The sequence below is a fragment of the Marivirga sp. genome, from assembly GCF_051117495.1.
In the GTDB taxonomy this organism is placed as follows: Bacteria; Bacteroidota; Bacteroidia; order Cytophagales; family Cyclobacteriaceae; genus Marivirga.
Genome location: NZ_JBNPEF010000019.1, coordinates 119,234 through 136,674 on the forward strand (window position 1 = coordinate 119,234; position 17,441 = coordinate 136,674).

At 35.6% G+C, this 17,441-nt stretch carries 9 protein-coding genes; 6 read left to right on the forward strand and 3 right to left on the reverse strand.

The window, feature by feature from the left end; all coding sequences use genetic code 11:
* Positions 1-25 precede the first annotated feature (25 nt).
* A complete protein-coding gene (dnaG, locus tag ACFE0M_RS10880) occupies positions 26-1,948 on the reverse strand; it encodes a DNA primase (protein WP_434545788.1) in 1,923 nt (640 codons plus the stop codon).
* Between the two features lie 137 nt (positions 1,949-2,085).
* Between dnaG and ACFE0M_RS10885 the strand changes: the two genes are divergently transcribed.
* The 6 genes from ACFE0M_RS10885 to ACFE0M_RS10910 all read left to right on the forward strand — a co-directional run bounded on the left by ACFE0M_RS10885 (position 2,086) and on the right by ACFE0M_RS10910 (position 12,248).
* Positions 2,086-3,180 carry an Mrp/NBP35 family ATP-binding protein gene (locus ACFE0M_RS10885; RefSeq protein ID WP_434545789.1) on the forward strand — a complete coding sequence of 365 codons (1,095 nt, stop codon included), beginning with the start codon at positions 2,086-2,088 and terminating at the stop codon, positions 3,178-3,180.
* 13 nt (positions 3,181-3,193) lie between these two features.
* The gene (locus ACFE0M_RS10890; RefSeq protein WP_434545790.1) at positions 3,194-3,469 is read left to right on the forward strand and encodes a NifU family protein; all 276 of its coding nucleotides are present in this window, start codon (positions 3,194-3,196) and stop codon (positions 3,467-3,469) included.
* Between the two features lie 117 nt (positions 3,470-3,586).
* The gene (locus ACFE0M_RS10895) at positions 3,587-6,538 is read left to right on the forward strand and encodes a M43 family zinc metalloprotease (protein ID WP_434545791.1); all 2,952 of its coding nucleotides are present in this window, start codon (positions 3,587-3,589) and stop codon (positions 6,536-6,538) included.
* A 318-nt stretch (positions 6,539-6,856) separates the two neighbouring features.
* The gene (locus ACFE0M_RS10900) at positions 6,857-9,541 is read left to right on the forward strand and encodes a D-alanine--D-alanine ligase family protein (protein WP_434545792.1); all 2,685 of its coding nucleotides are present in this window, start codon (positions 6,857-6,859) and stop codon (positions 9,539-9,541) included.
* On the forward strand, positions 9,538-10,326 hold the full coding sequence (locus tag ACFE0M_RS10905) for a PASTA domain-containing protein (protein WP_434545793.1): 789 nt from the start codon (positions 9,538-9,540) through the stop codon (positions 10,324-10,326). The genes ACFE0M_RS10900 and ACFE0M_RS10905 overlap by 4 nt, the downstream gene beginning before the upstream one ends.
* A complete protein-coding gene (locus ACFE0M_RS10910) occupies positions 10,323-12,248 on the forward strand; it encodes a T9SS type A sorting domain-containing protein (RefSeq protein WP_434545794.1) in 1,926 nt (641 codons plus the stop codon). The genes ACFE0M_RS10905 and ACFE0M_RS10910 overlap by 4 nt, the downstream gene beginning before the upstream one ends.
* 35 nt (positions 12,249-12,283) lie before the next feature.
* Here ACFE0M_RS10910 and rlmF read toward each other — a convergent pair whose 3' ends face one another.
* Positions 12,284-13,204 (reverse strand): 23S rRNA (adenine(1618)-N(6))-methyltransferase RlmF, encoded by a 921-nt coding sequence (rlmF, locus tag ACFE0M_RS10915; RefSeq protein WP_434545795.1) that lies wholly within the window; start codon positions 13,202-13,204, stop codon positions 12,284-12,286.
* Between the two features lie 595 nt (positions 13,205-13,799).
* Positions 13,800-17,189 carry a methylmalonyl-CoA mutase family protein gene (locus tag ACFE0M_RS10920; RefSeq protein WP_434545796.1) on the reverse strand — a complete coding sequence of 1,130 codons (3,390 nt, stop codon included), beginning with the start codon at positions 17,187-17,189 and terminating at the stop codon, positions 13,800-13,802.
* Between the last annotated feature and the right edge of the window lie 252 nt (positions 17,190-17,441).

Here is a 17,441-nt window from a genome sequence, read left to right on the forward strand (position 1 = left end):
ATGCTTTAAGTGTTTGAATATTGTATTATTTCACCACTACCATTCCCAATAAATTTCCAATTTCCATTTTGGCCTGATTGAGTTGCATTAGATATTGCAAAATTATTTGTTCGTCCTCATTAGAATTGGTGTCCTTCAATTTTTCTGTATTTTTCTCCATTAAATGTAAGATGGATCGATGCTTTAATCTCAACACATGAGTATAGACCGAATCATTGAGAATTTGCCGTTCATGCGGAGTGTAAATCTCGAACTTTTTCTCCCAATTTTCACTTAATTCATAACGGTCAGTATAAAGTGAGAATATTACTTTCCTAACTTCTTCTGATCCATTTTTAATAAAATAAGATTCATTTAAAATAGACCCATCTTTCAAATGAGATACAAAATCATGAAGTATTTCAGCATATACAGGATGGATAAATTCAGTATCGGCTAATTCCTGCAATAAATAATCTATTACCAACTTATCATCTGCCAAGGGTAACTCAGCATAGGTTAACAATAAACGGATACTTTCTTTTTCTTGGAGGACGGCCACTTCAAAAGGAGTATATTGCTTTTGAATTTGCTCTGGTGCCTGGTTAAAACTTTCGCTTAGATAGTTTGCTTGGCGCTTGCTAATATCTCCTTTACTCTGCTTTTCTCTAAGAATTACTTTGTTCTGTTCTGCAATTAATAGTGCTTCATCAATTTCTAGTATATCACTGCATTCTTTAATGTAAATAGCCCTTTTTACGGGATCGGGAATCTTGGAAATGGAGCGTACAATATCCTGTATGGTTTCTGCTTTTCTTATAGGGTCTTTTTTGGTTTCTTCCAATAAAAGATCAGATTTAAAGCGTATGAAATCATTGGCATTTTCTTTCAAAAAGCTTTTGAAAGCCTCATCCCCCATTTTTTGGGAATAACTGTCAGGATCTTCACCGTCAGGAAAGATGACAACCTTTACATTTAAGCCACCCTCTAAAATCAAATCTATCCCTCGCATGGCCGCTTTTAAGCCTGCTGCATCACCATCAAATAATACCGTAACATTTTGGGCATATCTTCCTATTAGCTTAATTTGTTGCGTTGTTAATGAGGTTCCTGATGAAGCTACCACATTTTCCACCCCTGATTGATGTAGGGAAATTACATCCGTATAACCTTCTACCAAATAGCAGTTTTCCTCATCCCGTATGCTTTTCTTGGCTTGAGCAATTCCATAGAGAACTTCACTTTTATGATAAACATCTGTTTCGGGTGAATTGATGTATTTTGGTTGCTTTTTATCATTTATTAATATCCTGGCGCCAAAGGCAATAGGTTTACCTGAAATAGAATGAATGGGGAATATTACTCGATTACGAAATCTATCATAGGTTTTATCTTCCTTTTTAATAATTAAACCTGCTTTTTCTAATATTTCTTCTGTATGCCCAGCCTTTTTAGCCGCTTTGATCAAGCCATCCCATTGATCAAGTGTAAATCCGAGGTCAAAATTTTCAATTGTAGCATTGGAAAATCCACGTTCCTTGAAATAGCTTAAACCTATTGATTTGCCTTCAGGATGATTATGCAATAAATCTTTAAAATATTCAGCCGCAAAATTGAGAACGATGTATAAGCTCTCCCTTTCATTATAAGCTTCCTGTTGTTCGGGGGAAGATTCTGTTTCTTCAATCTCTATCCCATACTTATCCGCCAATTGCCGTATAGCTTCGGGGAAATTCAACCCTTCCAGATCCATGATAAACTGTATGGAATCACCAGCCTTTCCGCAACCGAAGCATTTATAAATCCCTTTATTAGGCGCCACAGAAAAAGAAGGTGTTTTTTCATCATGAAAGGGACAGCATGCCCAAAGATTTTGCCCTTTCTTTTTCAGCGGCACATAGTCGCCTACTACCTCCTCTATTTCAGCTCTATCTTGAACATCTTGTATCGTTTTTGGACTTAAACCCACTGATTTATTAAATTTTTTAGTGTTTATTTAAACTAATTCCAACTAATTTCCCGTATGAATTGTTAGCTAAATTGATAAAGATTAACTTGCAACAAATTAAAAGTAAAAGTAAGATTTTTTAATTACAAAAAACATATATGGCTGTTACTAAAGATAGCATAATAAAAGCATTAAGCACAGTAGAAGATCCGGATTTCAAAAAAGATTTGGTGACCCTCAATATGATAAAAGATGTTAGTATTGATGGAAATGCAGTTTATTTTACGGTAGTATTAACCACACCTGCTTGCCCATTAAAAGAAATCATCAAAAATGATTGCATAAATGCAATTCACAAACATGTTGATGCTGATTTACAAGTATTCCCTAATATGACTTCTGATGTTACTTCCACCAGAAGCACTGCTCCTTTATTACCTAATGTAAAAAACATTATAGCAATTGGATCAGGAAAAGGTGGGGTAGGAAAATCTACCGTTACCGCAAATTTGGCAGTTTCTCTAGCTCAAGAAGGTGCTAAGGTTGGATTGATTGACGCTGATATTTTTGGCCCTTCAATACCTACCATGTTCAATTGTGAGGCAGAACAGCCGGAAGTTAAGCAAGTTGACGGTAAAAACATCATTGTTCCAATTGAGCAATATGGGATAAAACTTATTTCCATAGGGTTTTTAACTCCACCGGATAATGCGGTGGTTTGGAGAGGACCTATGGCAAGCTCAGCCTTAAAACAATTTATTGGAGATACAGATTGGGGAGATTTAGATTATTTGCTAATTGACTTGCCTCCAGGCACTAGTGATATACATTTAACCTTGGTACAAACCATTCCGGTAACAGGTGCTGTAGTGGTGACCACACCACAAAAAGTTGCTTTAGCAGATGCCAAAAAAGCTATTGGAATGTTCAAGCAGCCCCAAATCAATGTCCCTATTTTAGGATTGGTTGAAAATATGGCTTACTTTACCCCTGCCGAATTACCTGATAACAAGTACTTTATATTTGGTGAAGGCGGAGGCTACAAAATGAGTGAAGAATACGAAATTCCATTCTTAGGTCAGATACCATTGGTACAATCAATACGTGAAAGTGGGGATTCGGGCTATCCAACTGCAATGAAGGACGGGCCGTCTGCTGATGCATTTAAGGATTTAGCCCAAAAATTAGCCCGACAAGTTGCCATTAGAAATGCAAGCATGGCGGGAACCAAAACAGTAGAAATGACGAGTTGAAATTAATAAAATTATGGATGTTTTAGATAGAATAGAAAAAGCTTTAGATTCCATTAGGCCATATTTGGAAGCTGATGGTGGAAATGTAAAAGTTTTGGACTTAAAAGATGGGCTATTACGCCTGGAACTATTAGGTGCATGTGGAAATTGTCCAATGTCCACTATGACCTTAAAAGCTGGAGTGGAAGAAGCTGTTAAAAAGGCAGTGCCGGAAGTAACTGCAGTAGAAGCCATTAACATTACTTCCGCAGATGATCCAAATGCTGAATTACCAGAAACAATGCGTTAATAATATTTTGAATTCACATTATTTTCAATAGAAAATTATGCATTCAATTAAGTTACAACGCAATACTTGGTTTTAATTTAGAGTCTATTTAAATTTAGAGAAAACTATTTAGACCCAATGAAAAAACTATACCACTCTTATTTCAAAATAATCGTTGGGAGTGGTATTTTTATTCTTTTTCAATTAATCAATTCCCCACTTCTTCTTGCGCAAGAAAGGTGTGCAGTTCCAAAAATTTTAGAGGAAAGAGAAAAAAAATATCCGGAACTCAATACCGAAAATTTTGAAAAATGGTTGGCTCATAATAAAAAAATAATCAGTGATTTTTCTCAAAGACAACAAGCCACAGTTCAAATTCCAGTTGTATTCCACATTATTCATAATGGAGAACCTGTTGGTGTTGGCGGAAACCTGCTCAAAAGTAGGATAGATCGACAACTGGAAATTCTAAATGAAGATTTTAATAGATTGAATATAGATGCAAGTGAGACTTTGGAGGAATTCCAAGAATTGGCTACTTCCTTTGAAATCGAATTTATTTATGCCAAACAAAGCCCGGACGGATTTGAAACAAACGGAATTGTTAGAGTACCGGGCAGTCAAGCAAATTATAGCTATCAAGAAAGAGCTGTACTAAGTTCTGAAAGTTATTGGCCCGCAGAGGATTATCTCAATGTATGGGTGGCTGATTTGGCAGGAGGAAGTTTAGGCTGGGCGGAATTTCCCGTTTCGAATCTTGCAGGATTAGATGCGGCAAGTAATAACAGATTGATTGATGGTGTAACCATTGATTATGTCTATTTTGGTGAAAATCCTGATAGCCCAAGCTTTGAAAGCAAAGGAAGAACAGCAACTCATGAAATGGGTCATTTTTTTGGTTTGCGCCATATTTGGGGAGATGGAGGCTGTTCTATTGATGATTTTTGCGAAGATACCCCATCTGCAAGCAGCTCCAGTTCAGGTTGTAATCTCAGCAAAACCACATGTGGAAGTTTAGATATGGTTCAAAATTTCATGGACTACACAAATGATGCATGCATGAATATTTTCACTTTTGATCAAAAATCGAGAGTAAGAACAGTGGTTGAAAACAGCCCAAGAAGAAAAAGTCTAACCGAATCAAAGGGATTGGAAGCCCCCCCTATCTTCAATCGCGATTTGGGCTTGGCTGAAATAAATTCCCAGTTTAATGGTAGTTGCAGTGGAAACTTCAACCCTCAGATTATCATTAAGAATCAGGGGTTATTTCCTATTGAGGAATTCAGTGTTCAATTATTTATTGATGGTATTTTAGAAGAAACCTTGGAATCCAATGAGACATTAGAAAGCGGTGAAGAAAAAATCGCATATTTTTCCTTGCTTAATTTTGATGAAACTGGCCAGTATTCCCTTTTCTATAGGGTCAATTTAGAGGGAAGTTTTGAAGATGAACGGCTTGAAAACAACCAAAAATTAGAGTATTATCAAAAACTTGAAGAAGCAAGCCTTCCTTATGAAAAGAAATTCCAGAATAATATTAATCCGTGGTTTATAAGAAATCCGGATGGAGAGGAAACTTGGAAAATGTTTGATGTAGGCTTGGGTGTGCCCTTCTTTGATAACCGTCAAAACTTTGGCGAAATAGAACAAATCGTCTCCCCTATTTTTGATTTCACAAGTATAGATGTGCCTGAACTCAGTTTTATTTTTGCACAAGTTGGCGATTCCATTCCAAATAAGATTAGTATTTATGCCTCCTATGACTGTGGAAGGACTTTTAATGACCTTATTTTTACCAATACGATTACGGACATATCTACAGCCTATGAAATTGACTCTGTTTTCACTCCAAAACACCGTCTTGATTGGGACACATTAAATATTGACCTCAATAGACTTAAAAATGAAGAATCGGTCTGTTTTAGCATAGTGGCTGAAAATAGATTATCCAATAATTTCTACATAAATGAATTCAAAGTTGAAGAATCAACCAAAAAAAATAGAGAGATTGAAATTATAAGATGGGATGATATCAATCCGCTTTTCTGTGATGAGATTTTGGAGGGAAAATTAACAGTCAAAAATGTGGGGCGGGAAAATATTAATAATTTCAAAATTGAAATACGCAAGCAAGATGAAATCATAAAAGAATATAATTTAAATGAGGGGGTGCTGGTTGCAGGTCAAGAATCTAAAATAGACATTTTAATACCTCAACCAGAGCAAAATATTGGAGAATATGAAATTCGGTCAATTACTAGCTCATTAGAGGATGAAATCATCAATACATTTTATCTTCCTTTTGAAAATAATTGTTTCGAAGAATTACCACCATTAAGATTAAGTTTAAGAGATAATAATAATGACAACTGGTTTGAATTCAATCCGGACAAAGATGCCGGATGGACTTACAGTAGTAACAATATGGCTGTTAATAGTAATTCATCAGAAATAACAAAAGAGTCCTCCGAAGATTGGTTAGTAAGTCCATTAATGGATGTTAGCAATACCAATTATTTAGGACTAATATTCGATATATCATATAGAAAGGCATTTAGGCAAGCAGAAAAGTTTGAGATTTTCATTTCAAACAACAATGGGCGAAATTTTAACACCCTAATCTATAGTAAATCAGGAGATTCCCTAGCCACCTCTTTTGGCAATGATGTTTCGAACCAATTAATATGGAGAAATGAATTTATTGACCTTTCACCTTATGTGTTTAAAGAAAAAATTAGGTTAGCATTTAAGGTTACTCACGACAATGGCCATAACTTATATTTAAAAAATATTACATTTTTCGTAGGTCAGTCGCCTCCACCTCCCTATCCAAACACGGCCAGACCTTTTGTGATTTATCCTAATCCTGCTAAAAATGATCTGAATTTACATTTGAATTTGGATATTGCAGAAGAAGGTTTCTTTCAGATCCTGGATATGAGAGGAAAAGTAATGCTGGAATTTACAGAACCAAAAATTCTAAATCAGTTTATCAGCTTTAATGTATCTCAATTGGCGGATGGTATGTACATACTAAGGCTCAATACAAAAAGAATCACTGCGAGTGAAAGATTTATTATTCAAAAATAGGCTTATTCAATAATCACAATTTTTTAGCACATACTTTCAAAGGGAAACTTATTATCAATAAGCATAAATTGTTTTTTGTGAAATTGAATCAGTCATATTTAGTTATAAGACCAACATAAGTTCCTCCATAATTTAAATACCGACATAGAGTTAACATAGAAAATTAAGCTACTAAGCTTGAAGAGGTTAGAAAAACTCTAAATTAAATAAAAGCGAATAGATTTATAAAGTTGATATCCCTTATGATTACAAATTGGTTTTAATGAGGTAAAATGTAAAATGATATGTTATTTTTACATTTCAGTAAAACTACATTAAATGAGAATTGGAATATTTTTTGGAGGTCAATCAAGAGAAAGAGAAATCTCTTTTGCAGGTGGTAGGACAGTCTATGATAATCTTAACAAATCTATATTTGAAGCTATTCCCATTTTTATAGATAGTAAAGGCCATTTCATTTTATTGGATTGGCAATTTATATATAAAGGTACTATCCGTGATTTTTATCCACCGGTAAAATTCTTGCCAAAATCCGAACTCCCAGTTCAGATATATGCCGAATCATTAAAAAATTTATCAGATGAAGAATGGGACCAATTAATTTCTGAGGTGGGAAAAAAAATAAATCCATCTGATTTCTACAAGTATATAGACTTTGCCTTTCTTTCGCTTCATGGTCCTTATGGTGAAGATGGTAATATTCAAGGAATTTTAGAATGGTATGGAATCCCTTTTAGTGGTGCCGGAATCTTACCTTCATCCATTGGGATAAGCAAAATTGCACAAAGACAATTTCTTCAGCAAGCTGGATTCGATGGCCCTAAAAGTCTAATTTTAAATAAAGCAGATTGGGACACTCAACCACATGAAAACATTTATCAAAAGCTAAAAAATGATATCGGGCTGCCATTAGTAATTAAAGCTCCTCACCAGGGATCCTCAATAGGAGTCAGTATTCACAGTGAAGATGATTTATACACCTTTGAAAAATTAGTCCAAAAAAGCTTCTTTGAATTAGAAATCCATAAATCAGTTTGGAATCAATACAGTCATGAAGAAAAAATAAGTTTTATAGCCAAATTAGTGGATATCAGGGAAGGAATTGGCCTTCCGGTAATTGTTGAAGACAAAGTACTTCACACTCCAGATGAATTACTTCAATATCTGAACACAAGCTTATCAGCAAAAAATGACCAGATAAACCTTAAAGCTATTGATTCGGAAAATGCATTGTTGATAGAATCTTTTATTGAAGGAAAGGAATTTTCATGTATTGTTATTCAAGATGAAAATGGTAATCCTATTGCATTACCCCCTACGGAAATCAGGAAAGGAAAAGATGTTTTCGATTACCGATCTAAATATTTACCAGGAATCAGTAGAAAAATCACCCCTATCAATGCTGCACAAGATATTATTGAAAAAATCAGAACAAAATGTTCCGAGCTCTTCAAGGCACTACAAATAGATGTATATGCCAGAATAGATGGTTTTATTACCGATGAAGGAAAAGTGTTTTTGAATGATCCTAATACCACCTCAGGCATGTTGCCCTCCTCATTTTTCTTTCATCAGGCGGCCGAAATCGGGCTTAATCCTTCTCAATTTTTGAGTTATATCATCAGAACTTCTCTAAAAGCAAGATTGAAAACAGGAAAGCATCATTTCGAACTTCAAAAAATGATCAAAAATCTTGATCTTGCTTTGGAGGGATTAAAAAATGAAGCACAAAAGAAAATCAATGTAGGGGTTATCATGGGTGGCTTTTCTACTGAAAGACATATATCGGTAGAAAGTGGTCGAAATATTTATGAAAAGCTTTCTTCCTCAGAAAAATATTTACCTATTCCTATATTCCTAAGTGGAAATGAAGAAAAGCACGAACTCTATGTATTACCAATCAACATTATGTTGAAAGACAATGCAGATGATATAAAAGATAAAATCAAAGATTATCATATTCACCCCATTATTGCCCAAATCAAGTTTGAAAGTAATGAGATCACGGAAAAGTATGTTGCATCAAGTGTAACGGAATTACAAAAAATCTCATATCAAGAATTGCCAGAACTTATCGATGTGGCTTTTATAGCCTTACATGGAAGACCTGGAGAAGATGGTGCCGTACAAACAGAATTGGAGAAATTAAACATCCCATATAACGGATCGGATGTAGAAAGCTCCAAAATTACTATCAATAAATATGATACCAATGAAATTTTAAGAAATGCAGGTATTTCCGTGGCAGATCATCGATTGGTCTATGAGGATAAATGGCAAAGCAATAAAAAGGCAGAAATAGAAGCTATTGAAAAACAGTTGAGTTATCCATTGATAGCTAAGCCTGCGGATGACGGCTGTAGCTCAGCCGTAAAAAAAATAAAAAACAGTACTGAATTAGAGGCATTTGCGGGTATGATGTTCAGACCACAAGCTGAATTTGTTGAAAACCTAGCCAATATTTTAAAACTCAAAAAGAACGAAGAGTTTCCACAAAAGAACTTCTTTTTGCTTGAAGAATTAATAGAAAAGAAGGGTGCAAAACATTTTTTGGAAATTACAGGTGGACTTTTAACGCATTTCCAACAAGATGGCAGCATCGAATATGAAATATTTGAGCCGTCTGAAGCGTTAGCAGGAGGTGAAGTTTTAAGTTTGGAAGAAAAATTCTTAGCAGGTGAAGGTCAAAACATAACACCCGCCAGATATACACCGGAAACAGAAAATTATAAAATAGTAGCCGAGCAAGTTAAAGCAACATTGAAAAAAACAGCAGAAGTATTGAACATAACAGGATATGCAAGGATTGATGCTTTTGTCAGAGTTTATGAGGATTTAAGTGCAGAAACTATTATTATTGAAGTTAACTCATTGCCTGGTATGACTCCGGCAACTTGTATTTTTCATCAAACCGCTATCAATGGTTATAAGCCATATGATTTTATTGACAAAATACTTTCTTTCGGAACTGAAAAAATGAAAAAACAAACCATAGCAAAATGAAGCTAAAAGCTAATTCTTTAAAAGATTTATTTATACACCTAGGAATCATTATCGGCTTGGGTATTATTATCATTCTAACTTTTTTTTATATCTATTTACCGGTAACCACTCACCATGGAGAAAGCATAACCGTCCCTCAATTGGAAGGCGTTCATTTGGATGAGTTAGATGAATTTTTATTGGAAAGGGATCTAAGGTATGAAGTTACGGCAGACTCAGGCTTTTCGGCAGAATACCCACCTTTAACGGTATTAAGCCAAAATCCTAAAGAGGGGAAAAAAGTAAAAGAAAACAGAAAAATTTATGTATCGCTAAATGCTACCAGCCCTCCCAATGTAAAAATGCCGAAATTAGTGGACGGCTCATTAAAAAATGCTCAAATGGTGTTGGAAAGCTATGGCCTTTTATTGGGTAAAATCAGTTATGAGCCCCATGAGTTTCAAAATGCAGTTTTGAAGCAAAAGGTAGATGGGAAAGAAATTGAGGCAGGTGAAGACATTCCGAAGGGCTCAACCATTGATTTGGTAATTGGCAACGGTCTGGGAAGGCCATTCTCCATGCCAGATTTAGTTGGTAACAATAAAGAGGATGCAGAATTTATTATTATTGGTAGTGGATTACAGATTGGAAAAGTAAGGACTATGGAAGATGATGAAAAAGCTGCAGGCATTGTATTGCAGCAATATCCTGAATCGGGAACTTCCGTAAGAACTGGCAATAAGGTAGATATCTGGGTAGTAGCACCAAAAAATAAAGATGAAATACTGACTCCTGATGAGATATGAAACTCAACTGGCCTCTAAATCTCTATATCATTTTTATTATTTTTATGCCTTTTTTGAGTTTAAAAGCTCAAATAAGTGAAAAAGCTATTCCCCATCTTCAAAAAAATAGTTCGTCAGCATTTTCGAGAACAGTAATTAAATCTGATACTTTATCACTACCTTTTTGGGATGATTTTTCATACAATCATAGTTCTCCAGATAGCAGCAAATGGTTGCACGGTCAAAATATATTCGTAAATAATGGATATACTTACCTACCCCCCTCGGTAAATGTAGCCAGTTTGGATGGATTTGATGGTAATGGAATGCCCTATGATACTGATGCCGGAAATAATGGAATTGGTGACAGTCTAGTCTCTCAACCAATAGACCTCTCAAATTTCAATGTAAATTCAAATGTAAATTTGAGCTTTTTTTGGCAAGAAGGTTTTGGGGGATTTGCTCCGGACAATCAGGACTCACTTAAATTAAGCTTCAAGAATGCAGCAGGAAATTGGGTTCAAGTCCAGGGCTTTAGTGGGTCTGCAAGTATTGAACCCTCTTTATTCTCTCAACATTTCGAAAGAGTAATTGACAGTAGTTTTTTTCATGCCGGATTTCAATTCAAGTTTGAAGTCTCGGGCAATTTGGCCGGTGATTTCGATGTTTGGAATATAGATTATATTTATCTTAATGAAGGAAACACACCGGTTAACACTCAGGACAATGCCTACGACTCTTATGAAGATCGAACATTCTCAAGAAAAGCCCGCACTCCTTTTAAAGATTATTACGCTATTCCTCTTCATCATTTAGAGAATGGATGGCTGCAGGAAAACCTACAGACTTCAGATTTTATTTACAATAATTTATGGGCAGGAAATGCAAATAATTTTTCTTTTGGGACAGAATTTTTTAGCGTAGTAACGGATACTTTAAAGCCTAACTCAATAATTGATTCCTTAGATGTAGATGGAATATTTTTAACTGATTTACAAGATACTGCAAGATTTACTTTTCAGGTAAGAAACAAACCAGACTTTATCAATCATTTAATATCAGAAAAAGCAATTGAAGATTCCGTTTATTTAAATTTTCAATTTAATCTCGGGACAAATGATAGTCTCTTTTTTGAAACCATAGATGGCGTTGCGCAATATTACCCAGACCTTAGTTTTAGGCAAAATGATACCATCTCAACTATTATCCCGCTTCATGATTTTTATGCTTATGATGACGGAACTGCCGAATCAAGAATTCAATTAAATTCTAGGAATTATCTACTAGCGCAAGGCTATGAAATGATTGGAGAGCAATTATTGACAGGAATTGAAATTTATGCGCCTAATATTGCCCAAAATTCCTCCACACAAAACATTACACTTTTGGTTTGGAATAATCTTAGTTCAAATACAGATGATATTTTAAGGGCTCAAAATGTCCTATTGAATGAGAGCTCAGAAATCAACGGATTTCAGCGCTTTGAATTTGATAGGCCCGTTTTATTAAGTGGAGATTTTTATATTGGGTATAGAGAAGAAAATGACGATCCTGTTTCCATCGGTTTTGATAAAAATACCAATAGTGCTGAGAAGTTATTCTATAATACCAGTGGGACCTGGGAGCCCAATACTGTTTTGGAGGGAAGCGTCATGATCAGGCCGGTATTTAATAAATCTAGAATAACGGTATCTAATAAAAAACAAATCGATGAAAAATGGAATATTCAAGCTTACCCAAACCCTAGCAGAGGTAAATTAAAATTCACTGAGAGCTGGGATGAAATCAGAATCTATGATCTGCAAGGAAAGTTGCAAATCAAATCTTATAACACAGACAATCTCACTGAATTGGACATCACTGGCTTAAATAATGACTTGTACATCATTAAAATAAGGAAAGCAAATCAGATAAAAATCTTAAAAATCCTGTTAAAGAAATGAAAAGGAGTTCGCTCTAATTGATGAGGAACTGATGATTATTTCATAGGATGCAATAATGTCCAAGCCACAATCCTACTGGTTTTATTTCCATGACTCATCTCTATGGTTTCAATCTCTTTTGCTCCCGCTTGTTTGATGGCTTCATAAATGCGTTTTAGGTTTGAGGATTTGGAAACCAAAGAAGTAAACCAACGAACAGAATGAGAAAAATATTTACTTTGGACTGACATTTTGGTGATGAATTTTAACTCCCCTCCTTCAGTCCATAATTCATTACTCTTGCCTCCAAAATTTAAGTTTGGCTTCTCCCCTTTTCTAAATTTTTTAAGGTTTTTTAGTTTTCTAGTAGTTCCTTTTTCGGCTTCTTCAGCTGAGGCATGAAAAGGTGGATTACAAATACTGACATCAAAATATTCATGTTTCATCACTATACCTTTAAAGATATCTTTTGCTTTATACTGCTTTCTAAGTTCTATCTTTTCTGTTAAAGAAGGATTTTCAGCAATAATCTTCTCAGCAGAGGCAAAAGCCTTTGGATCTATTTCTGAACCCACAAAATTCCATCCGAATTGCTGTGAACCCAAAATCGGATAAATACAACTGGCTCCAGTTCCAATATCAAGACATCTTATCAAGTCGCCTTTTACCTCCACTCCTTTTCGCTTTTTGGTCAGAAATTCATCTATATGAAATAAATAATCTGCTCTTCCCGGAATAGGTGGGCATAAATAGCCATCCGGTATATCCCAATATTTTAAATCATAATGCTGCAATAAAAGAGCTTTGTTAAGAGCTTTAACTGCTTTTGGATCAGCAAAATCAATGGTTTGACTATCATATTGATTGGTAAAAATATGAGCTTCTAATTCCGGAAGCGTATTGGCTAAACTTTCCAGATCATAGCGTTTATTAAAAGGATTATTGGGATGCAGGCTAGACTTTTGTGGAGTGGGCATTTTTAATTTTTAATGAATTAGAGACAAAGATAGGGTTAATTGTGGGGAGATTGAAGATATAAAACTTTTAGATTGAGAACTGCTAAGTCTTTAATTCTGATTAAGACATGCCAAATGCATGGAGTATTCAGCACTCGCGAGACGCGAGCGCTAGTAAAGTATTACAAATTAAATAAAGGCTTCCTTTACTATCAATATGGCACTAAGAGTAATTAGAACGTCATCCTCACGAAGGTGGGGATCTATTGATTTTAATCTCTGATTAAAATATCATCTATGACAATATTGAAAACTTGCTATTTAATTGATTCTCTGGTTAAAAAAAGTTTATTGAAACGGAGTTTCAATAAAACAAGATTCCCTTCTTCAAGGGAATGACGCTTCGATGTAATTTTGCATTTTAAAATGAACCCTATCCTATTAAATTCAAGCTTGCAAAATTAAAATTACTAATGTTTCTCATATCGTCATTAGTTAGAATAAAAAAGCACGGTTTCCACCGTGCTTTCTATTATCTTAAATCTGGCTTCTTCATTACATATTTCTTATGTATTGCCCCCCTATCCGCTGGTTAGCGGATCTTCGGCCAATTATATTACATATTTCTACGGTATTGGCCTCCGACCTCAAACATCGCATTTGTAATCTGACCCAAAGAACAGAACTTAGTAGCTTCCATCAATTCAGCAAAAAGGTTTTGATTTTTGATGGCAGCTTTCTGTAATTTATCTAAACTTTCTTTTGCCTCTTTTTCAAATCGTGCATTTAATAGCTCCAAAGTTTCAATTTGATATTCTTTCTCTTCCTTAGTCGCTCTGATAACTTCACCTGGTGTTACGGTTGGTGAACCTTTTGAATTCAAGAAGGTATTTACCCCAATAATTGGATAATCACCAGTATGTTTTAAAGTTTCATAATACAAGCTTTCTTCCTGTATTTTTCCACGCTGATACATGGTTTCCATGGCACCTAAAACACCACCACGTTCGGTAATTCTATCAAATTCAGTTAATACTGCTTCTTCCACTAAATCAGTTAATTCTTCAATAATGAAAGAACCCTGGATTGGGTTTTCATTTTTTGTCAAGCCCAATTCTTTGTTGATAATCAACTGAATGGCCATGGCTCTACGCACAGAATTCTCAGTTGGAGTCGTTATAGCCTCATCATAAGCATTGGTATGCAATGAGTTGCAGTTATCGTAAATCGCATACAAAGCCTGCAATGTAGTTCTGATATCATTAAAATCAATTTCCTGAGCGTGCAATGAACGCCCTGAAGTTTGGATGTGATATTTCAACATTTGAGCTCTAGGATTGGCTCCATACTTCTGCTTCAATGCTTTTGACCAAATTCTTCTTGCCACTCTTCCAATTACCGCATATTCCGGATCAACTCCATTAGAGAAAAAGAAGGATAAGTTCGGCCCGAACTTATTGATATCCATTCCTCTGCTCAAATAATATTCCACATAAGTGAAACCATTGGCTAAAGTAAATGCCAATTGCGTAATCGGGTTAGCTCCTGCTTCTGCTATGTGATATCCTGAAATGGATACGGAATAAAAATTACGGACATTCTGCTCAATGAAATACTGCTGTACATCTCCCATCAATCGCAAAGCAAATTCAGTAGAGAAAATACAAGTATTCTGCGCTTGATCTTCTTTTAAGATATCAGCTTGAACCGTACCACGGACAACCGACATGGTGTCTGCTTTTATCTTTTCATAGGTTTCCTTTGGCAAAACTTGATCACCCGTAACACCTAAAAGCATCAAACCTAGGCCATCATGTCCTTCTGGTAAATCACCTCTATATTGAGGTCTGTCAGCCCCTTTTTCTTTGAAAATCTTATCTATTTTCTTTTCTACTTCCTTTTCCAGTCCGTTATCTTTGATATATTTTTCACACTGCTGATCAATGGCCGCATTCATGAAAAAGCCTAAAAGCATAGGTGCTGGACCATTAATCGTCATGGAAACCGAAGTCATGGCATCTGCCAAATCGAAACCAGAATATAACTTCTTAGCATCATCCAAACAGCAGATACTTACTCCTGAATTACCAATTTTACCATAAATATCAGGTCTGTAATCCGGATCATTTCCGTAAAGCGTTACTGAATCAAATGCAGTGGACAAACGCTTAGCTGGCATATCCATACTCACATAATGGAAACGCTTATTCGTTCTTTCTGGTCCTCCTTCTCCGGCAAACATACGGGTTGGATCCTCTCCTTCTCTCTTGAAAGGATAAATTCCGGCTGTATAAGGAAATTCACCCGGAACATTCTCTTGCAAATTCCATCTTAATAAATCTCCCCAACTTTTATATTTCGGTAAAGAAACTTTTGGAATCTGACTATGGGATAATGACTCTGTATGTGTCTTAATCTTAATTTCTTTATCCCTAACCTTAAATGAATAAATAGGATCTTTATATTTTTGGACTTTATCGCCCCACTCTTCAATCAATAATTTATTCTTAGGATCAAAATTCAGCTCTTCTTTAGCATAGGCTTCTTCCAATCCTTTGATTAAGCGATCTTTATCATCTAAATCCGAAGCCTGTAGCGTTTCAATTGATTTTCTGTAGCCATAAAGCTTATCGGCCACTTCCGCTTGTTGCTCTACCCATTCATCATAGCCTCTGTTGTTTTCAGAGATTTCTGATAAATAACGGGTTCTGTTTGGTGGGATAATAAAGACTTTCTCCGACATTTCATCGGTAATTTCAAAAGTAGATTTCAAATCAGCACCTGATTTTTCTACTACTTTATCCATCAAAGTTTTATATAATGCGTTAGTTCCTGGATCATTAAACTGAGAAGCAATCGTACCATACACTGGCATATCGTCCACTTTAGCTTCCCATAATCCATGGTTTCGCTGATATTGTTTTTTCACATCACGCAAAGCATCCAATGCACCACGCTTATCGAATTTATTAAGGGCAATGATGTCGGCAAAATCCAACATATCGATTTTCTCCAACTGAGTTGCCGCACCATATTCTGGCGTCATCACATAAAGTGAAGCATCAGAATAATCTAATATCTGTGTATCAGACTGCCCAATACCAGAGGTTTCTAATATGATGAGATCAAATTTTGCTGCTTTTAAAATCGAGACAGCATCTTTAACATATTTGGAAATGGATAAATTACTTTGACGAGTAGCCAATGAGCGCATATAAACACGTTCGTGATTTATCGCATTCATTCGGATTCTATCTCCTAAAAGTGCTCCACCCGTTTTTCTTTTAGATGGATCGACTGAGATGATACCAATGTTTTTATCTTTGAAGTCGAGCAAAAATCTGCGAACTAATTCATCCACTAAAGAAGATTTTCCTGCTCCACCAGTACCGGTAATTCCTAAAACCGGAACTGCCAAATCTTTCGCTTTTTCCCTGATTTTTTCCAATTCGGCATTGCTTTCATCCGGAAAGTTTTCTGCTGCGGAAATTAATCTAGCAATAGCCTTTACGTCTTTCTTGTCAATACGCCCTACTTCTCCGTTCAGATTCTGACCGGTTGGATAATCACTTTGCTGAACTAAATCATTGATCATGCCTTGCAAGCCCATTTCTCTGCCGTCATCTGGTGAATAAATTCTAGAAATGCCGTAATCATGCAATTCTTTGATTTCTTCAGGAAGAATTACTCCTCCCCCACCGCCAAATATTTTGATATGACCTGCGCCTTTTTCTTTCAGCAAATCATGCATGTATTTGAAGTATTCAGTATGACCGCCCTGATAGGAAGTCATGGCAATGGCTTGTGCATCTTCTTGAATGGCAGTATTCACCACTTCTTCAACGGCACGGTCGTGGCCTAAATGAATCACTTCACATCCAGTGGATTGAATGATTCTTCGCATTACATTAATAGCCGCATCATGCCCATCAAAAAGGGAGGCTGCGGTTACTATTCGAACGTTATTTTTAGGCTTATAAGGAGCTACAGTTTGATGTGCAGACATATTTTTTAGTCGTTTAATTCCAATTACGAAATTACAACAATAAAGCTAAAGAATAAAGCCAATGCCGAACATTCGTTAGGAAGGGATATAGTAAAAATTATATTTTATGATGTACAGTTTTGGTTGTAGTTTTGTGGTGGTTTGGGTCAGATTGTAGTTTTTTGTTTTGTGCTTGGATTGAGATAAGGTCGTCCCTACGGGGCTTAGGGGTTCTGTTTTTGTTGTTTAGTTACCGAAATTTAGCCCCGATGG